The sequence below is a fragment of the Bradyrhizobium sp. CCBAU 53421 genome (assembly GCF_015291625.1).
Lineage (GTDB): Bacteria > Pseudomonadota > Alphaproteobacteria > Rhizobiales > Xanthobacteraceae > Bradyrhizobium.
Genome location: NZ_CP030047.1, coordinates 1,007,391 through 1,025,096 on the forward strand (window position 1 = coordinate 1,007,391; position 17,706 = coordinate 1,025,096).

The 17,706-nt window shown below is 65.5% G+C and carries 17 protein-coding genes; 10 read left to right on the forward strand and 7 right to left on the reverse strand.

The features are described from left to right. The first annotated feature begins 81 nt into the window (after positions 1-81). The 7 genes from ctaD (at position 82) to XH92_RS04620 (ending at position 5,826) form a co-directional block, all read left to right on the forward strand. On the forward strand, positions 82-1,698 hold the full coding sequence (gene ctaD / locus XH92_RS04590) for a cytochrome c oxidase subunit I (RefSeq protein ID WP_194458179.1): 1,617 nt from the start codon (positions 82-84) through the stop codon (positions 1,696-1,698). A gap of 64 nt (positions 1,699-1,762) precedes the next feature. Further along, complete coding sequence (locus XH92_RS04595; protein ID WP_194458180.1) at positions 1,763-2,701, forward strand: heme o synthase; 939 nt, start codon at positions 1,763-1,765, stop codon at positions 2,699-2,701. A 37-nt stretch (positions 2,702-2,738) separates the two neighbouring features. After that, positions 2,739-2,903, forward strand: a complete 165-nt coding sequence (locus XH92_RS04600; RefSeq protein ID WP_194458181.1) for a CoxF protein — start codon at positions 2,739-2,741, stop codon at positions 2,901-2,903. Between the two features lie 5 nt (positions 2,904-2,908). Continuing rightward, a complete protein-coding gene (locus tag XH92_RS04605) occupies positions 2,909-3,547 on the forward strand; it encodes a cytochrome c oxidase assembly protein (protein WP_194458182.1) in 639 nt (212 codons plus the stop codon). Between the two features lie 106 nt (positions 3,548-3,653). After that, the gene (locus XH92_RS04610) at positions 3,654-4,550 is read left to right on the forward strand and encodes a cytochrome c oxidase subunit 3 (protein ID WP_194458183.1); all 897 of its coding nucleotides are present in this window, start codon (positions 3,654-3,656) and stop codon (positions 4,548-4,550) included. Between the two features lie 65 nt (positions 4,551-4,615). Next, entirely contained in the window at positions 4,616-5,002 is a 387-nt protein-coding gene (locus XH92_RS04615) for a DUF983 domain-containing protein (protein WP_194458184.1), read from the forward strand. Next, the gene (locus XH92_RS04620; protein WP_194458185.1) at positions 4,999-5,826 is read left to right on the forward strand and encodes an SURF1 family protein; all 828 of its coding nucleotides are present in this window, start codon (positions 4,999-5,001) and stop codon (positions 5,824-5,826) included. Before XH92_RS04615 ends, XH92_RS04620 begins: the two co-directional genes overlap by 4 nt. A gap of 21 nt (positions 5,827-5,847) precedes the next feature. On the opposite strand, the gene XH92_RS04625 is transcribed toward XH92_RS04620, so the two are convergent. Genes XH92_RS04625 through XH92_RS04635 form a run of 3 tightly spaced genes read right to left on the reverse strand, consistent with a single transcriptional unit; the run spans position 5,848 to position 10,759 of the window. Beyond that, positions 5,848-8,973, reverse strand: coding sequence for an efflux RND transporter permease subunit (locus tag XH92_RS04625; RefSeq protein ID WP_194458186.1), 3,126 nt, complete (start codon positions 8,971-8,973; stop codon positions 5,848-5,850). Further along, positions 8,970-10,166, reverse strand: coding sequence for an efflux RND transporter periplasmic adaptor subunit (locus XH92_RS04630; RefSeq protein ID WP_246788236.1), 1,197 nt, complete (start codon positions 10,164-10,166; stop codon positions 8,970-8,972). The genes XH92_RS04625 and XH92_RS04630 overlap by 4 nt, the downstream gene beginning before the upstream one ends. Continuing rightward, positions 10,163-10,759: a hypothetical protein gene (locus XH92_RS04635; protein ID WP_246788238.1), complete on the reverse strand. Its 597-nt coding sequence runs from the start codon at positions 10,757-10,759 to the stop codon at positions 10,163-10,165. The genes XH92_RS04630 and XH92_RS04635 overlap by 4 nt, the downstream gene beginning before the upstream one ends. Before the next feature lie 35 nt (positions 10,760-10,794). On the opposite strand from XH92_RS04635, the gene XH92_RS04640 reads away from it, so the two are divergent. Beyond that, the gene (locus XH92_RS04640) at positions 10,795-11,739 is read left to right on the forward strand and encodes a LysR family transcriptional regulator (RefSeq protein WP_246788240.1); all 945 of its coding nucleotides are present in this window, start codon (positions 10,795-10,797) and stop codon (positions 11,737-11,739) included. Positions 11,740-11,819: 80 nt separating this feature from the next. Here XH92_RS04640 and XH92_RS04645 read toward each other — a convergent pair whose 3' ends face one another. Continuing rightward, positions 11,820-13,421, reverse strand: coding sequence for a DHA2 family efflux MFS transporter permease subunit (locus XH92_RS04645; RefSeq protein ID WP_194458187.1), 1,602 nt, complete (start codon positions 13,419-13,421; stop codon positions 11,820-11,822). Between the two features lie 15 nt (positions 13,422-13,436). Next, positions 13,437-14,699: a biotin/lipoyl-binding protein gene (locus XH92_RS04650; protein WP_371817944.1), complete on the reverse strand. Its 1,263-nt coding sequence runs from the start codon at positions 14,697-14,699 to the stop codon at positions 13,437-13,439. A gap of 204 nt (positions 14,700-14,903) precedes the next feature. Between XH92_RS04650 and XH92_RS04655 the strand changes: the two genes are divergently transcribed. After that, complete coding sequence (locus XH92_RS04655; RefSeq protein ID WP_194458188.1) at positions 14,904-15,632, forward strand: TetR/AcrR family transcriptional regulator; 729 nt, start codon at positions 14,904-14,906, stop codon at positions 15,630-15,632. A gap of 9 nt (positions 15,633-15,641) precedes the next feature. On the opposite strand, the gene XH92_RS04660 is transcribed toward XH92_RS04655, so the two are convergent. After that, on the reverse strand, positions 15,642-16,358 hold the full coding sequence (locus tag XH92_RS04660; RefSeq protein ID WP_194458189.1) for a RibD family protein: 717 nt from the start codon (positions 16,356-16,358) through the stop codon (positions 15,642-15,644). A 228-nt stretch (positions 16,359-16,586) separates the two neighbouring features. Between XH92_RS04660 and XH92_RS04665 the strand changes: the two genes are divergently transcribed. Further along, complete coding sequence (locus XH92_RS04665) at positions 16,587-16,877, forward strand: hypothetical protein (protein WP_194458190.1); 291 nt, start codon at positions 16,587-16,589, stop codon at positions 16,875-16,877. Positions 16,878-16,886: 9 nt separating this feature from the next. On the opposite strand, the gene XH92_RS04670 is transcribed toward XH92_RS04665, so the two are convergent. Beyond that, entirely contained in the window at positions 16,887-17,699 is an 813-nt protein-coding gene (locus XH92_RS04670) for a hypothetical protein (RefSeq protein WP_246788243.1), read from the reverse strand. Between the last annotated feature and the right edge of the window lie 7 nt (positions 17,700-17,706).

The window sequence follows — 17,706 nt, forward strand, 5'->3', positions numbered from 1 at the left end:
GCCTGACGGCTCACGGCGCGGACGGAATAAGGGCGACGGGACCGCAAGGTCCGAGAGGGACTGCAAGGCAGGATTTTGAACATGGCGACAGGCGCAGCGACACACGACGATCACGCCCATGATGATCACGCCCACCATCCGACCGGATGGCGGCGTTATCTCTACTCCACGAACCACAAGGACATCGGTACGATGTACCTGGTTTTTGCGGTGATCGCGGGCGTCATCGGCGCTGCGATGTCGATCGCGATCCGTGCCGAGTTGATGTACCCGGGCGTCCAGATATTCCACGAGACGCACACCTATAACGTGTTCGTGACCTCGCACGGTCTGATCATGATCTTCTTCATGGTCATGCCGGCGATGATCGGCGGGTTCGGCAACTGGATGGTGCCGCTGATGATCGGCGCGCCGGACATGGCGTTCCCGCGCATGAACAACATCTCGTTCTGGCTGCTGCCGGCCTCGTTCGCGCTGCTGGTGCTGTCCACCTTCGTCGAGGGTGAGCCGGGCGCCAACGGCGTCGGTGCGGGCTGGACCATGTACGCGCCGCTGTCGACCTCGGGCCATCCCGGTCCGGCGGTCGATTTCGCGATCCTGTCGCTGCATCTCGCCGGTGCGTCGTCGATCCTCGGCGCCATCAACTTCATCACCACGATCTTCAACATGCGCGCGCCGGGCATGACGCTGCACAAGATGCCGCTGTTCGTGTGGTCGATCCTGGTGACGGTGTTCCTGCTGCTGCTGTCGCTTCCGGTGCTCGCCGGTGCGATCACCATGCTGCTGACCGACCGCAATTTCGGCACCACCTTCTTTGCGGCTGACGGCGGCGGCGACCCCGTGCTGTTCCAGCATCTGTTCTGGTTCTTCGGTCATCCCGAAGTGTACATCCTGATCCTGCCGGCCTTCGGCATGATCAGCCAGATCGTCTCCACCTTCTCGCGCAAGCCCGTGTTCGGCTATCTCGGCATGGCCTACGCCATGGTCGCGATCGGCGGCATCGGCTTCGTGGTGTGGGCGCACCACATGTACACCGTCGGCATGTCGTCGGCGACGCAGGCCTATTTCGTCGCCGCCACGATGGTGATCGCGGTGCCGACCGGTGTGAAGATCTTCTCGTGGATCGCCACGATGTGGGGCGGCTCGATCGAGTTCAAGGCGCCGATGATCTGGGCGATCGGATTCATCTTCCTGTTCACCGTCGGCGGCGTCACCGGCGTCGTGCTGGCCAATGCCGGCGTCGACCGCGTGCTGCAGGATACCTATTACGTGGTGGCGCACTTCCACTACGTGCTGTCGCTCGGCGCCGTGTTCGGTATCTTCGCCGGCTGGTACTACTGGTTCCCGAAGATGTTCGGCTACATGTACTCGGAGCGGATCGCCAAGCTCCACTTCTGGTTCACCTTCATCGGCGTCAACCTGGTGTTCTTCCCGCAGCACTTCCTCGGCCTGTCGGGCATGCCGCGCCGCTACGTCGACTATCCGGATGCGTTCGCCGGCTGGAACCTGATCTCCTCCTGGGGCTCCTACATCTCGGGCGTCGGCGTCCTGATCTTCATCTATGGCGTGATCGATGCCTTCGTCCGCAAGGAGCAGGCCGCGAACAATCCGTGGGGTGCAGGTGCGACCACGCTGGAGTGGACGCTGACCTCGCCGCCGCCGTTCCACCAATTCGAAGTGCTGCCCCGCGTGCAGTAAGTCCAAGACAACGCGGCGCACCTGCGGGTGCGCCGCGCCTTTCTAAAAGAAGTGAGACCTGATCTTGTCGGTTGTCGATCACAACGCCATCGAGCTGCCCCGGATCTCCGAGGCCGAAGTGGGCGACTACATCGCGCTGCTGAAGCCGCGCGTGATGTCGCTGGTGATCTTCACCGCGCTGGTCGGGCTGATGATCGCGCCAGTGCACGTGCATCCGGTGCTGGCGTTCACCTCGATCCTGTGCATCGCGGTCGGCGCCGGCGCCTCCGGCGCGCTCAACATGGCCTATGAGAGCGACGTCGACGCCTTGATGTCGCGCACCGCCAACCGGCCGATCCCGCGCGGCCGGATCACCCAGGCCGAGGCCGCCGCGTTCGGCCTGACGCTCGCCTTCTTCTCGGTGATGACGCTTGGCATCCTGGTCAACTGGGTGGCGGGTGCGCTGCTTGCCTTCACCATCTTCTTCTATGCCGTGATCTACACGATGTTGCTGAAGCGCTGGACCGCGCAGAACATCGTGATCGGCGGCGCCGCCGGCGCGCTGCCGCCGGTAGTGGCATGGGCGGCCGCGACCGGTTCGCTCTCGGTCGAGCCGATCCTGCTGTTCCTGATCATCTTCTTCTGGACCCCGCCGCATTTCTGGGCGCTGGCGCTGTTCCGCAGCGACGACTATGCGCGCGCCGGCATCCCGATGCTGCCCGTCGTCGCCGGTCCCGACGCGACCCGGTTGCAGATCCTGCTCTACACCATCGTGCTGGTCGCGATCGCGCTGGCACCGTGGCCGCTCGGCTATTTCGATGCGATCTACGGCATCACTTCGCTGGTGCTCGGCTGTGGCATGCTGTGGCTCGCCATCGAGGTCTATCGCCGTCGCGAGGGTGTTGCGGCCAACCGCGCCACGCGCCGGCTGTTCGCCTTCTCGATCCTTTATCTGTTCGCGCTGTTTGCCGTCCTCCTCGCCGAGGTCGTGGTCCGCGCGATCCTGCCTGTTTTCATCGGGTAGGGACGCCGGGGGCAAGATGGGGGCGCACGGGATACCAATGGACGAGAAACACGAACCTGAAGGCATCGTCCTCACCGAGGCGCAGCTCAAGAGCCGCCGCCAGCGCTCGATCGCGATTGCGCTCGCGCTCGGCGTCATGGTCGTGCTGTTCTTCGCCGTCACCCTGGTCAAGGGGCCGGCCGTGCTGGTGCGGCCGCTGTGAGTGAGATGGCCAACCAGGGTGCGCCGCAGGCTCCGCGAGGCGAGGGCGCGAAAGTCACGCGCCGCATGCTGACGCGCGACGCCATGGTCGCGTCGATCTGCGGCTTCGTCGTGGTGCTGATGGTCGGCGCGTCCTACGCGGCCGTGCCGTTCTACAACTGGTTCTGCCGCACCACCGGCTTCAACGGCACCACCCAGGTCGCGACCTCGGTGCCTTCGGATGCGCCGCTCGAGCGCACCATCTCGGTCAGCTTCGATTCCAATGTCGCGCCGGGCCTGCCCTGGAAGTTCGAGGCCGAGCAGAACACGATCGACGTCAAGATCGGCCAGGTCGTTACGGTCTATTACACCGTGACCAACCAGTCGGCGCGCACCACGACGGGACAAGCCGCCTACAATGTCGCGCCGCTGACGGTCGGCGCCTATTTCCAGAAGATCAACTGCTTCTGCTTCACCGAACAGACCATGGCGCCGGGCGAGAAGCGCGAGATGGCCGTGGTGTTCTATGTCGATCCGGCGCTGGCCAAGGACAGCGAGAACGACACGCTGAAGACGATCACTTTGTCCTACACCTTCTTCCCCGTGCGCGATGCCGCGCCGAAGCCCGTGGCTGCGGGCGAGGCGGAGCAGCGCAAGGGCGGCTAGAGCATGATCCGGAAAAGCGGGGACCGGTTTTCCGAGAAGATCATGCTGAAGAGATTGGAATTTAAGATTAAGACGTGCCTTGCGGCACGCGAATGGAGAGACGGCAATGGCTGAGGCGCAAGTCAAGCATCACGACTATCATCTCGTCGACCCGAGCCCGTGGCCGGTGGTCGGCTCGATCTCGGCCTTCATCATGGCGTTCGGCGCGATCGGCTGGATGCACCACATGTTCTCCGCCGCCCCGATCGTGTTCGGCGTCGGCACCATCGGCGTGCTCTACACCATGGCGAGCTGGTGGGGCGACGTGATCAAGGAAGCCCAGTACAAGGGCGACCACACCCGCGTGGTGCAGATCAGCCACCGCTACGGCATGATCCTGTTCATCGCCTCCGAAGTGATGTTCTTCGTCGCCTGGTTCTGGGCGTTCTTCAATTCGGCGCTGTTTCCGGCCGATGCGGTGCATGCCACCCGCGATGCCGTGTTCGGCTGCGGCGCCGGCACGGCGATGGGCGCCTGCTCGGTTCCCGGCACCTGGCCGCCGCACGGCATCGAGACCTTCGATCCCTGGCATCTGCCGCTGCTCAACACGCTGCTGCTGCTGACCTCCGGCACCACGGTCACCTGGGCGCACCATGCGCTGCTGGAGAACGACCGCCAGGGCCTCAAGCAGGGCCTGATCCTGACCGTGATTCTCGGCGCCTTGTTCACCTGCGTGCAGGCCTATGAGTACGCCCATGCGACGTTCTCGTTCGGCGGCAACGTCTATGGCGCGACCTTCTTCATGGCGACCGGGTTCCACGGCTTCCACGTGCTGGTCGGCACCATCTTCCTGCTGGTCTGTCTGATCCGCGCCTATGCCGGTCACTTCACGCCGAAGCAGCACCTCGGCTTCGAGTTCGCCGCCTGGTACTGGCACTTCGTCGACGTGGTATGGCTGTTCCTGTTCATCTGCATCTACGTGTGGGGCCACGGCGCCGAGTCGATGGCGCACGGCGCCCACTAAAGCGCAGGCCGACGTGCTAACAAGGGGCGGCCGAATGGCCGCCCCTTTGCTTTTGAAGAGAACCGATGAACGATACTCCGCCCACTGTGACCGAAAGTGCGCTGCGCGGCATCGCCTGCCGGTGTCCGCGCTGCGGCAAGGGCAAGCTCTATTCCGGCTTCCTGACCTTGGCGCCGCGCTGTCAGGCCTGCGGCCTCGACTTCGCCTTCATCGATGCCGGTGACGGACCGGCGATCTTCGTCATCATGCTCGCCGGCGCCATCGTGGTCGCGGCGGCGTTGATCGTCGAGGTGAAATACCAGCCACCTTTCTGGGTGCACGCGGCGCTGTGGCTGCCGTTGATCGTGGTCACCACGATCCTGCCGCTGCGTTCGATGAAGGCGCTTTTGATCGCGCTGCAATTCCACCACAAGGCCGCCGAAGGCCAATTGATCGAGCGCGACCCGAAATGAATGAGAGGACGAACAAAGCGTTTTCCAGCGAAGCGGGCACCGGCAAACAAGACGCGTCAAAGGGTTCTACCCGGCCGAGCGCGGCCGGCTTCGGCATTTTCACGCTGATCCTGATCGCGGTGTTCGTCGCCCTCGGCTTCTGGCAGTTGCAGCGCCGGGTCGAGAAGCACGCGCTGATCGCAGCGCTCGACGCACGGCTGGCCGCCCCGACCGAGGCGCTGCCACCGCCATCGTCGTGGCCGACGATGACCTCGGCGAGGGACGAATTCCGCCGCGTCACCCTGACCGCGACCTACGCGAAGCAGCCGGACGCGATGGTCTTCAGCTCGGGCTCGGGCGTCCGCGACGACATTTCCGGACCCGGCACCTGGGCGTTCCTGCCGGCCAAGCTCGCCAGCGGCGAGACCGTCGTGATCAACACCGGCTTTGTCCAGAACACGATGCAGGACCGTGCCTTCGAGGATCGCGTCACCGGCCGCCTCGTCACTGGCGCGCCGGTCGAGCTGACCGGCTATATCCGCTTCCCCGAGCCGCCGGGCCGTCTGACGCCGAAGGAAGATCCGGCGAAGCGGCTGTGGTTCGTGCGCGACCATCGCGCGATGGCGCAGGCGCTCGGCTGGGGCAAAGATGGAGCTCAGCTCGCGCCGTTCTACATCGACCTCGAGGCGCCGGTGCCCGACAGCGGCACGCCGAAGCCGGGGCCGCTCAAGGTCCATCTCAAGGACGATCACATGCAGTACGCCATCACCTGGTTCTCGCTGGCCGCCGCGGTCACGATCGCCTTCGGCCTGTGGTGGCGCGGCCAGCGCCGCAGGGCCGATTGAGGTAAGCCCGCGGGCACAGGATCAGGTCGTGAGGCTCGCCTCGGGTCCGTGCGGTGCGGCGTTCTGCTCACCTTTGCGCAGCTTGCCCAACGACCGGCTGATTCTGTCGAGATAGATGTAAACGACCGGCGTCGTGAACAGCGTCATCAGCTGGGAGACGATCAGCCCGCCGACGATGGCAAAGCCGAGCGGCTGGCGCAGCTCCGATCCGGTGCCGGTGCCGATCATCAAGGGAACGCCGCCGAGCATGGCGCACATCGTCGTCATCAGGATCGGGCGGAAGCGCGCCCGGCAGGCCATGTAGACCGATTGCTCGGCGGAGAGATGCTGGTGGCGCTCGGCCTCCAGCGCGAAATCGATCAGCATGATCCCGTTCTTCTGCACGATGCCGATCAGCAGGATGATGCCGACCAGCCCAATCACGTCGAGCCCGAAGCCGAACGCCCACAGCGCGAGCAGCGCGCCGAGCCCGGCGGACGGCAGGGTCGAGAGGATCGTGACCGGATGGATCGTGCTCTCATAGAGCATGCCGAGGATCAGATAGACCGCGACCACCGCGGCCAGGATCAGGATCGGCGTCGACGCGAGCGCCGCCTGGAACGCCTGCGCATTGCCCTGGAAGCTCGTGAGCACGGTCGATGGCACATGCAGATCGGCGGTCGCCTTCTGGATTGCAGCGACCGCGGTCCCCACCGCTGTGCCCGGTGCCAGGTTGAAGCTCAGCGTCACCGAGGGAAACTGGCTCTGGTGGTTCACCGCGAGCGGCGCGGTGCCGTAGTCGATGCTCGCGATCTGGCTCAGCGGCACCATCGTCCCCGCGGACGAGCGGACGTAGATGCGGTTGAGCGCGTAGGGCCCGAGCTGGAACGACGGATCGACCTCCAGGATCACGTAGTAGGTGTTGAGCGTCGTGAACAGCTGGGCGACGTGACGCTGGCCGAATGAGTCATAGAGCGTGTTGTCGACCGCGGCCGGATCGATGCCGAGACGCGAAGCCGCGTCCCGGTCGATCTGCAGCTTGAGCTGGCGCGCGGCGTTGGCCTGGTCGGTGGCGACGTCGGCCAGCTCGGGCAGCGTCTTCAGCTTCTGATACAGCTTGCCGGCCCACAGATTGAGCTCGTCCTGATTCACGTCGGTGAGGGTGAACTGATACTGCGTCTTGGACAGGCGGCTGGCGAGGTTGATGTCCTGCGTCGCCTGCATGAACACCGACATCCCCTTGATCTTCTGCAGCGCGGTGTCGAGCTGCCGGATCACCTGATCGGCAGACGCATCGCGCTCGGCTGGCGGCTTCAGCAGCACGAACAGGCGGCCGTTGTTCTCGGTCACGGTCGGGCCGCCCGGTCCGATATAGCCGGTCGCATTGGCGACCGATGGGTTCTTCGCGATGACATCGATGACGCTGCGCTGCAGTGCCGCCATCTGCGCCGGCGAGACGTCGGCCGAGGCCTCCGTGATGCCGGTGATCATGCCGGTGTCCTGCTGGGGAAAAAAGCCCTTTGGGATGCCCACGAACAGCAGGCCGGTCGCGACGACGCTCGCGAGCATGATCGACAGTGTCGTGGCCTTGTAGCGCAGCGCTACAGCGAGCACCGCCTCGTACGCGCCCTGGATCGCAACGAAGCCGCGCTCCAGCGCGCGCGACACCACGCCGGCATTGGCGCCCTGGTGCGGTGCCAGCAGATACGCGCACATCATCGGCGTCAGGGTCACCGAGACGACCACCGACACCACGATGGCAACGCACACCGTGACGGCGAATTCCTGGAACATGCGGCCGATCACCCCGCCCATCAGCAGCAGCGGAATGAACACCGCGATCAGCGAGACCGAGATCGAGATGATGGTGAAGCCGATCTCGCCGGCGCCCTTCAGTGCGGCCTGCATTGGCGAGAGGCCTTCCTCGATATGCCGCGAGATGTTCTCGATCATCACGATGGCATCGTCGACGACGAAGCCGACCGCGATCGACAGGCCCATCAGCGACAGATTGTCGAGGCTGTAGTTGAGCAGATACATCACGCCGAAGGTGCCGATCAGCGAGATCGGGACCGAGACCGCGGGGATGATGGTCGCCCACAGATTGCGCAGGAACAGGAAGATCACGCCGACCACCAGCGCAATGGTCAGCGCCAGAGTGAGCTGAACGTCGGCGACGCTGGCGCGGATGGTCTGCGTGCGGTCGGAGGCGATCTGGACCTTGATGTCGGACGGCAGGCTCGACACCAGCTGCGGCAGCAGCTTCTTGATACCGTCGACCGTGCTGATCACGTTGGCGCCGGGTTGGCGCTGGATCGCGAGGACGACCGCCGGCTTGTCGTTGTACCAGCCATGCAGCGTGACGTCCTCGGCCGCCACGATCGCGTGCCCGATATCGCGCAAGCGAACCGGCGCGCCGTTGCGATAGGCGATGATCAGATCGTCATACTTGCTAGCAACCAGAACCTGGTCGTTGGTGGCGAGCGTGTAGGCCTGCTGGCTGCCGTAGAGTACGCCCTTGGGCTGGTTCACGGTGATGTTGCCGAGCGTGGTGCGCAATTGCTCGAGATCGAGCCCCGCGGCGGCGAGCTTGGCCGGATTGACCTGTACCCGGATCGAGGGCTTCTGCATGCCGCCGATGGTGACGAGCGAGACACCCGGCACCTGCGACAGTTTCTGCGCCAGGATACTGTCGGCATAGTCGTCGACCTTGGTCAGCGGCTCGGTGTCCGACGTCAGCGCGATCAGCAGCACCGGCACGTCGGCCGGATTGACCTTGTGGAAGGTCGGTGGCGACGGCATCGTCTTGGGCAATTGCCCCGATGCGGCATCGATCGCGGTCTGCACGTCCTGCGCGGCTGCATCGACGCTGCGGTTCAGCGCGAATTGCAGCGTGATCTGGGTGTTGCCGAGCCCGCTGCTCGAGCTCATGCCGGTGAGGCCGGCGATCTGGCCGAATTGCCGCTCCAGCGGCGTCGCGACCGAGGAGGCCATGGTCTGCGGATCGGCGCCGGGCAATTGCGCGGTGACCTGGATGGTCGGGGTATCCACCGTCGGCAGCGCCGAGACCGGCAGCCGCACGAAGGCGATCATGCCGACCAGCACGATGGCAATTGCGAGGAAGGCGGTGGCGACGGGCTTGCGGATAAATCCTGCGGAGATATTCATGGCAGCATGCCTGCGCTTGCGGTGGTTGCGTCCTGGACCTGGTCCGTCTTGTCGTCGGGCACGATCTCAACCGTTGTCCCCGGATTGAGCCGGTACTGGCCCGCGGTGACCACGATCTCGTTCGCCGCGAGGCCCTGCTCGATCAGGACCTGCCCGTCGCGCGATTGCCCGGTCGTGACATTGCGGATGCTGACGACGTTGTTCGCTCCGACAACATAAGCGAAGCTGCCGTCCGGACCCTGGCGCACCGCCGTCAGTGGCACCGTCAGCGCGTCATGGCGAATCGCGATCGTCAGATGGACGTTGACGAAGGCGCCGGGCCACAGCGTGTTGCCGGCATTGGGAAACGATGCCTTCAGCTGCACCGTGCCGCTTGAGCTGTCGACCTGGTTGTTGATCAGCATCAGGGTGCCGTGGTCGAGCTTGCGCTTGTTCTGTGCATCATAGACGTCGACCGACGCGTCCCCGGATGCCAGCGCCTGCCGCACGCCTGCGATCTCGCCGGACGGCAGTGTGAAGATCACCGCGATCGGCTGCAGCTGGGTCAGGACCACGAGCCCGTTGGTGTCGGTCGGGTGCACGATGTTGCCGGGATCGATGCGGCGGATACCGGTGACGCCGTCGAACGGCGCCGTGATCGTGGCGTAGCTCAGCTGGGTCTGCGCGGCTTCCAGCGCCGCCTTGTCGAGCGCGACGGTGCCTTCGCCCTGCGCGACCTGCGAATCCTGGGTATCGAGCAATTGCTGGGTGGCAAAGCCGCGATTGGCGAGCGGCTGGGTTCGCGCCAGATTGGTCCTGGCGTTCTTCAGGCTCGCCTCGTCGCGCGCCAACGCGGCCTCGGCCTGGTCGACCTGGGCCTCGTAGACCCGCGGGTCGATCCTGGCGAGCACATCGCCGCGCTTGATCTGCTTGCCCTCGACGAAATCGACGCTGTCGAGCGTACCCTGCACCTGGGTGCGTATGGTGGCGGTGTTGATCGGCGTCACCGTGCCGAGGCCTTCGAGCACGATCGGCACATCGTGCTGCAGCACCTTCGCCGCCGTCACCGGAACGACTGATGTGGTGGTGTTCGACTGGGACGCCGGTGCATGGTCCGTCGCGCGGTCCGGTCGATGCAGGACGTAAGCGCCGGCGCCGATTGCGGCGGCGGCCACCAGGCCGGCGGTCGCGATCTTGAAGGTCTTCGATCTCATGGCTCACCAGCTCCATCGGTTGTCCGGCGGCCGATCGTGGCGACCAGCTCCAGGACGAAGGTTTCAGTTGCACTCGCCGCGGCCGCCTCGGCCCCGCGGCCGGCGGTCAGGTCGAGGTGGATGATGCGTGCGTCGAGATCGGCGGCGCGCAGCGCACCGATCAGGCTGGCCTGCGGCGCATCGTCGTTGCGGTGAACGACGAGCCGGATCGCGGTCACCGTCGGCACGATGTGAAACGGCAGCGCGTCGGTGGCAGCGTCGATCGCGACAATGCCGCCGCAGGGCAGCTCGCCCCGCAGCGCCAGTTCGAGCATGTGCCGCGCGACCGATCCTTCGCCGAGCAGGATCAGCTGCCGCGGGATCATGCCGACGCGATCGAGCGCGTCGGCGACGCTGCTCAGGATGCCGGCATAGCTTGCCTCGCGGAGCTCGATCGGCAACCACGTCGCAAGCGGCGTCAGCCGGCGCCAGCGCGCGAAGGTTTCCGGCACGGCGATGGACGCCGCATCGGGGGCGGCCAGAACGCCGACCAGCACGGGCGTTGCGGCGCGACGGGGCCGGGTTGCGATTGCGCTGTGCGGGCTTCCGGACATGCCCGGAAGCTGGGCCCTGGCCTGATATTATTCAAATGAATTGTCTTTATCCGCCAATTCATGTCGTGCATGATGACGGCATGCGGCTGCGCAATCTCGATCTCAATCTCCTGCTGGTGTTCGACGCCGTGATGCGCGAGCGCAGCGTGGTGCGCGCGGCCGGCACGCTTGCCATCAGCCAGCCCGCCGTGAGCCACGCGCTGAACCGGCTGCGTCATGCGCTGAAAGACCAGCTGTTCGTCCGCACGCCGTCCGGCATGCTGCCGACGCCGCGGGCCGAAGCGCTCGCGCTGCCGGTCCGCAAGGCGCTGAGCGAGCTGCAACTCGCGGTCGAGGGCGATCGCTTCGATCCGGCGCGGGCGGAGCGGCGTTTCAGCATCGCCGTCAACAACTATGCCGCGGTGGTCGCAGCCGGTTCGATCATCGCGGCGGTGCGCGCGCAGGCACCCAAGGTGCGGCTGACGCTGGTGCCGAGCGGGACGCTCAATCTCGCCGACAGTCTCGATCGCGGCGAGCTCGATCTTGCGATCTCCGCCCGCGCACTGGAGGGCGAACGCTTTGCCTCCTGCCGGCTGATCGAGGACCGCTTTGTCGCGGTGCTGCGGGTCGGTCATCCGGCCTTGCGCAAGAAGCTGACCGGGGAGACGCTGGTCGAGCTGCCGCACCTTGCGATCACCTCCAGCGGCGAAGATCTGGATTTCATCGATGCCTGGCTGCGGGCGCGCAAGGCGAGCCGCATCATTGCCTCCGATGTGCCGTATCTGTCCGCCGGCGCGGTCCTGGTGCAATCGAACATGGTCGCGATCCTCGGGCGCAAGCTCGCGCTCGAATTCCGCCGCGCCTATCCGATCGAAATGCGGGAGCTGCCGTTCGACGCATCGAAGCTGCAAAGCGTCATGAGCTGGCACCGCCGCTTCGACGATCTGCCGGCGCACCGTTGGCTCAGGGACACGATCATTGCCGCGACGCGCGGCATTTGATCTCTGGCGAGACGATCCGGAATCGATACGCCTGCGCCGATCTGTGGCGCGGGCGTATCGCAGGAGACCTCCGCTCTTCGTCAGTGGCCAACAGGGGCGGGGCCGCCGAGCTTGATCTTGCGCAGGGTCAGCGCCAGCGGGATCGCCGACAATGCGATCAGCATCAGCACCCAGAACGCATCCATGTAGGACAGGAACGAGGCCTGGGTCTGCACCTGCTGGCCGATCCACTGGACCGCCTGTTGATGCGCCTGCGCCAGCGCATTGCCCTGGGCGACGAAGTAGTCGGTGACCTGGTGCAGCGTGTCCTGATATTGCGGGCTCGACGGCGTCACCTGCTCGACCAGCCGGCTCTGGTGGAACTGCTGGCGATGCGTCAGCACGTTGGAGACGAGCGAGACGCCGATCGAGCCGCCGGTGTTGCGCGCCGCATTGATCAGCGCGGAGGCCTGGTCGGTCTTCCCGGCGGGGATACCGTCATAGGACGCCGTCATGATCGGAATGAAGATCAGCGGCAGGCCGACGCCGATCAGCATGCGCGAGCGCGCCATGAACCAGAAGCCGAGATCGCCGTACACGTTGGTCATGCTGTACATCGAGGCCGCAATCACCAGCGCGCCGACGATGATCAGATATTTCGGCTGCACCTTGGCGGCGAGCCGGCCGACCACGAACATCATCAGCATGGTGACGACGCCGCCGGGCGAGAGCACGAGGCCGGCCCAGGTCGCGGTGTAGCCGAAATCCTGCTGCACCAGCTGCGGCAGGAACTGGGTGGTCGCAAGCAGGATGGCGCCGGTCGCCAGCATCACCAGGAAGCTCGCGCCGAACTGCCGGGTCGCGACCATCCTGAGGTCGATCATCGGATTGCGGCGGGTCATCTCCCACGGGATCATCAGCACGAACGCCGCGGCACAGATCGCCGCTGACGCGACGATGAAGGACGATCCGAACCAGTCGTCCTCGAGGCCGCGATCGAGCGTCACCTCGAGCGCGCCGAGGAAGGTCGCCACCAGCGCGAAGCCGATGAAGTCAAATGTATTGTCCGTCTGCGCGTCCTGCTGCGCGCCCTTGGTCTTCGCAGGCTCCCGCAGCACCGCGGCGATCGCGATCGTCGCGAACAGCCCGACCGGCGCGTTGATCAGAAAGCACCAGTGCCAGGACAGATTGTCGGAGAGCCAGCCGCCGAGCGTCGGGCCGACCACCGGCGCCACCACCACGGCGATGCCGAACACCGCAAACGCCTGGCCGCGCTTGGCCGGCGGGAACGCATCCGCGAGGATCGACTGCGCCACCGGCACCATGCCGCCGCCGCCGAGACCCTGCAGGATGCGGAACAGCAGCAGCGCGTTCAGATTGGGCGCGAAGCCGCACAGGATCGAGCTGACGGTGAAGATACCGAGGCAGATCAGGAAGAACGTCTTTCGCCCCAGCATTTTGGCGAGAAAGCTGGAAGCGGTCAGGATGATGGCGTTGGACACCAGATAGGAGGTGACCACCCAGGACGCTTCGTCCTCGCTCACGCCCATACCGCCTGCGATGTAGGGCAGCGCCACGTTGGCGATGGTGGTGTCGAGCACCTCCATGAAGCTCGCGAGCGCGACCACGATGGCGATCAGCCAGGGATTGACGGCAACGCTCGGAGTAGGGAGGCTTTTGACATCGATTGTTGCGGCACTCATGACAGCCTCCCCGGATCAGAGCTTTCCAAGCCGCTCGAGCAGGGACGGCGCCGGATCGATCCGCACCGTCGGGACGACGGACATGCCCGGGCCGAGCGCGACGTCGGTCGGCGGGTTGTCCATCACGATTTTCACCGGCACGCGCTGCACGATCTTGACGTAGTTGCCGGTAGCGTTCTGCGCCGGCAGCAGCGAGAACGCGGTGCCCGATCCAGGCTGCACGCTTTCGACATGGCCCTGGATCGTGCGGCCGGGATAGGCGTCGATCTTCAGCGTGACCTTCTCGTTCGGCCGCATCTGGTCGAGCTGGATCTCCTTGAAGTTCGCGGTGACCCAGGTCTGGTCGGGCACGAACATCGTGAGGTTGGTGCCGGCCTGCGCGAACTGGCCGACGGCGGCCGACAAATTGACGACGCGGCCGGGCTGCGCGGCGGTGACCGTCGTGTAGGAGAGATTAAGTTGCGCCTGGTCGCGCTGTGCCTCGGCCTGGGCGAGGTTGGCGACCGCGCTCTTGCGCTGCGCTTTCAGCGATTCGACCTGGCGCTGCGCGAGGTTGAGCGTCGCCTGCGCGCTCAGGAGTGAGGCCTGCTGCTGATGCAGCTGCGAGGTGTACTGCTCTGAATTCTGCACCGTGCCGTAGCCGGTCTGCTCCAGATGCTGGTAGCGCGTCGCCTGCTGCTGGGCGAAGGTCAGCGCCGCCTGCGCCTGGTCGACCTGGGCCTGGTTGGCTGCGATCTGCGCCTGCTGCACGTCGAGCTGCGCGTCGACATTCTGGATGCTGGCCTGCGCGGCCGCGACCTGGGCTTCGGCCTGCGCCAGCGCCACGCGATAGTCGCGGTCATCGATGCGCGCGATCACGTCGCCGGCGACAACATGCTGGTTGTCGGTGACCGGCACGGCCGTGAGATATCCCGACACCTTCGGGGCCAGCGCGAACTGCCGCGCCGCGATGAAGGCGTCGTCGGTGGATTCGAAATGCCCGCTGTAGTCCATGTAGAGATAGCCGCCGCCGAGCGTGGCGGCGAGCAACACGGCGCCGATCGCGGAGACCACCGGCCGGCGGCGCAGGAAGCCGCGTCGCTGCGGGCTCATCTCCGGCGGGATTGTTGCCGGCGGGGCGGGCTGCTTGCTTGCGGGGCGCTCCTGCGCCGGCGCCCGCGCGGTGATCTCCGGCCGCTCGGATGTGATGGTGGGCTCGTGTGCGGCCGGCGCCGAAGGCGAACCCTCGACGCTCTCGTGCCCTCCCTGGTCGCGCTCCAAAACAGTGTCTTCGAACATGATGGCTGCTCCTGCTGTCGGGCGAGGTCTACAAGGCCTTCGCAAAAAGGAACGATACCGTTCCGTTCTGTGCGACAAATAGTCCTGCTGCGGTGCAGCGTCAATAGAAACGGAACTGTACCGTTCTATTTACAACTAGATGTGATGGGGCTATATTGCCTGACGTTGCCGGCCGGACCGGCCCATGGAACCCGGGGAAGACTGATGACCACCAGTACCCTGAAGATGCCGCGGGCGCCCAAGAGCAGGCCGGCGACCAGGCCGGTCGAGGTCCGCGCCGGCCGGCCGCCGAAGGAATTGGCCGGCGAGGTCGATGCGCGCATCCTCGATGCCGCGCGCAAGGTGTTTCTGCAGCGCGGGTTCGAAGGCGCCAGCATCGACGAGATCGCGGAGGCCGCGCGCTCCGGCAAGCGCACCATCTATGCGCGCTTCCGCGACAAGCGGGCGCTGTTCACCGAAGTGGTGACGAGGGACATCCTGTCGCGTATCGCCGAATTCAAGGCGGACGCGCCGCTCGGCGCGACGGTCGAGGAGCGCCTCACCAGCGTTGCCTCGACCCTGCTGCACTGGGGGCTCGACGCCGACCGGATCGGCCTGATGCGGCTTGCCATCGCGGAGGCGCATCGCTTCCCGGATCTCGCCGCCACCGTCAACCGCAGGGCGCGCGCGCTCGCCACCGAGCTCGGCGTTCACCTGCTGCGCGAGCTGACGCAATCCGACGAGCTCGGCAAGCTGCCGGCCTTCGCGCCCGAGCACCTGCCGACCACCGCGCGCCTGTTCCTCGACATCATCGCGGTGCCGATGTTGATGCGGGCGCTGTACGAAGTCGACCTCAAGACGCTCGATCCCGAGCTCGACGAGCACGTCGCACGCGGCGTCTCGTTCTTCGTCGCGGGGTGCAGAACCGGCTGGGTGGAGCCGCGCCAACAGTAGGCGCGAGCCTCAGCCCGGCGCGCGCTCCACCGCGTGGCGCAGCCAGACCATGCCGCCTTCCAGCGTCTCGCAGTGGGTGAGCCGGAGCGATTGGCCGGCTCCGGGACGGTCGCCCTCGGGGCCATGATAGTCGACGATGCACTGCGATCCGGCGACGCCGTCGACCGCCGGATGAATCAATGTGCTGAACTCGTCGATCAGCCCGTGCTTCAGAAACGCGCCGTTGATCCCGCCGCCGCCCTCGAGCAGCAGCGTCTTCGCGTCGAACAGCGCCGCGAGCTGCGCCATCGCGCCCGCCAGATCGTCGCCCTTGGGGCCTGCAAAGATGTAGGACGCGCCGTCCTCGCGCAGCTCGGCGAGATGATTGTCGGAGACCTGCTCGCCGAGCACCGCCACGGCATGATCGCCGCCGACATTGTCCTTGCCGAAATGCACCCGGCCCGACGGATCGATGCCGACAGCAAGCTTGCGGCCATTGCGGTTGCCAAGATGCGGCTCGCGCGGCTGCTTCGGTGGGTTGGCGATGTGCCGCTCCGTTCCCTTGGCCATCTCGTTCATGGTGACGCGGCCGATGATCCATCCATCGGCGTTGAAGCCGTCATGAATCCGTTCGTAGTGGGCGCGCAGCACGTCGACCGGGATGCCGGCGGCAGCCTTGGTGAAGCGGCTGGGATGAAGCCGGCCGTCGATCGACGTACCCATGTGACAGATGATGTGGGGTCGCATTGGCTCAACTCTTGTAGGGAATGACAGTGCCGCGGGGTGCGGCAGGTCCAGATCTAGAGAGCCGCAATCGGGTTCTCAACGCCGATAACGCAGCGGTGTTTCAGTTTCTGAAATGTGCGGAATCCGCCGGTTCCAGTCTCGCAGGGCGCGCGTCAAACGTGCTCGTTTTAAGAACAAAGCCCGTCACGGCGAGTTGGTGCACAGTTCTGGCGAGGAAGGGAGACGACCATGAGAATTTCTGCATCGCTTGCATTGTTATCCGCTTTCGCGCTGATTTTCGCCTTCGACGGTGGTGCGGCACAAGCACAGTCCACTCCCGTTCAACAGGCACAGACGCCTCAGCAGTCGGAGCAATCCCGTGAACAGGATCGCAATCGCGCAGAGGACGTCAAGATCGGGCGCGACTGGAAGGCCGTGGGCGGCGAAGATGACCACGCCAATCAGACTGCACCGAATGAGGATCACCAGACCGTTGGCCGCGACTGGCGGGCGCATCCCGAAGACCGGGACCGCCAATAGGCTATCAGACTATCGTGGCAGGTTTGGCCCTGCCTGGTGCGCAGCGTGACTTCCGAGGGCCGAAAGCGGGAAGCCGAAGGTCAACCCCGCACGTATTTCGTTCACCGGGTGTCCACCTGTGAGCGCGTGGCGGACTGCGACGTCGAAGTTGAGGTCATCGCTTACACGATAGATCAGCCCGACCAGCCCCGAGAAGGTCTCCTGCCGTCCGAGCTCGTTCTCGTAGAAGATTTCGGCGACGGGACGTACTGTCCACGTTGCCGGTCCCTCGACAATTGCACCCAGGAATACATCGCCATGATGGTCACGGGTCAGGGCCGTCTCGGCGTTCAGATGTATCGTCCCCCAGTCCCAGCGCTGCGAGACGATCCCGGCCAAGCTAAACCCGGCGCCTGAATTGCCGGTGCTGTCAGGTAACAGGACGCCAAATTCGGTCGCAACACTTGGGCCGGTCTTGTCCTGCAGGCTTCCGGGCACGATCACATGCTTGAGGAACGCGCCGGCGGCGGTCAGGGTCGTCGGTCCGGGCGGGGAAAGCGAGGTCCGGCCCTGGCCTTCAAAGACCGCTTCCCAATCCTCGCTGAGTCCGTAGTTGATGACCCAGGCCGGCGCGATCACGCTTGTCCCACCCTCGTCGCGCAAGCGGCCGGCCGGCTGCAGCTCGATCTCCATTTCTCCCTTCTTGGCGACCGCAGCATCCGTGCCGTCAAACGGACGATAGGCCGACGCGGGAGCAGGCAAGGCGACGAGGCCCGAAGCGACGATAGCGCCGAGCGCAGGACGTGCCGGGAAGCTGCGAAAGCCTCGGCCTTGTTTTGACATATGCCGC

What these genes read in the sequence shown, in the direction of transcription:
- XH92_RS04650 (WP_371817944.1), bottom strand. Translation starts at nt 14,699, where the DNA reads ATGTTCGAAGACACTGTTTTGGAGCGCGACCAGGGAGGGCACGAGAGC.
- XH92_RS04655 (WP_194458188.1), top strand. Translation starts at nt 14,904, where the DNA reads ATGACCACCAGTACCCTGAAGATGCCGCGGGCGCCCAAGAGCAGGCCG.
- ctaD (WP_194458179.1), top strand. Translation starts at nt 82, where the DNA reads ATGGCGACAGGCGCAGCGACACACGACGATCACGCCCATGATGATCAC.
- XH92_RS04660 (WP_194458189.1), bottom strand. Translation starts at nt 16,358, where the DNA reads ATGCGACCCCACATCATCTGTCACATGGGTACGTCGATCGACGGCCGG.
- XH92_RS04645 (WP_194458187.1), bottom strand. Translation starts at nt 13,421, where the DNA reads ATGAGTGCCGCAACAATCGATGTCAAAAGCCTCCCTACTCCGAGCGTT.
- XH92_RS04670 (WP_246788243.1), bottom strand. Translation starts at nt 17,699, where the DNA reads ATGTCAAAACAAGGCCGAGGCTTTCGCAGCTTCCCGGCACGTCCTGCG.
- XH92_RS04610 (WP_194458183.1), top strand. Translation starts at nt 3,654, where the DNA reads ATGGCTGAGGCGCAAGTCAAGCATCACGACTATCATCTCGTCGACCCG.
- XH92_RS04630 (WP_246788236.1), bottom strand. Translation starts at nt 10,166, where the DNA reads ATGAGATCGAAGACCTTCAAGATCGCGACCGCCGGCCTGGTGGCCGCC.
- XH92_RS04640 (WP_246788240.1), top strand. Translation starts at nt 10,795, where the DNA reads ATGAATTGTCTTTATCCGCCAATTCATGTCGTGCATGATGACGGCATG.
- XH92_RS04620 (WP_194458185.1), top strand. Translation starts at nt 4,999, where the DNA reads ATGAATGAGAGGACGAACAAAGCGTTTTCCAGCGAAGCGGGCACCGGC.
- XH92_RS04600 (WP_194458181.1), top strand. Translation starts at nt 2,739, where the DNA reads ATGGACGAGAAACACGAACCTGAAGGCATCGTCCTCACCGAGGCGCAG.
- XH92_RS04665 (WP_194458190.1), top strand. Translation starts at nt 16,587, where the DNA reads ATGAGAATTTCTGCATCGCTTGCATTGTTATCCGCTTTCGCGCTGATT.
- XH92_RS04635 (WP_246788238.1), bottom strand. Translation starts at nt 10,759, where the DNA reads ATGTCCGGAAGCCCGCACAGCGCAATCGCAACCCGGCCCCGTCGCGCC.
- XH92_RS04625 (WP_194458186.1), bottom strand. Translation starts at nt 8,973, where the DNA reads ATGAATATCTCCGCAGGATTTATCCGCAAGCCCGTCGCCACCGCCTTC.
- XH92_RS04605 (WP_194458182.1), top strand. Translation starts at nt 2,909, where the DNA reads ATGGCCAACCAGGGTGCGCCGCAGGCTCCGCGAGGCGAGGGCGCGAAA.
- XH92_RS04615 (WP_194458184.1), top strand. Translation starts at nt 4,616, where the DNA reads ATGAACGATACTCCGCCCACTGTGACCGAAAGTGCGCTGCGCGGCATC.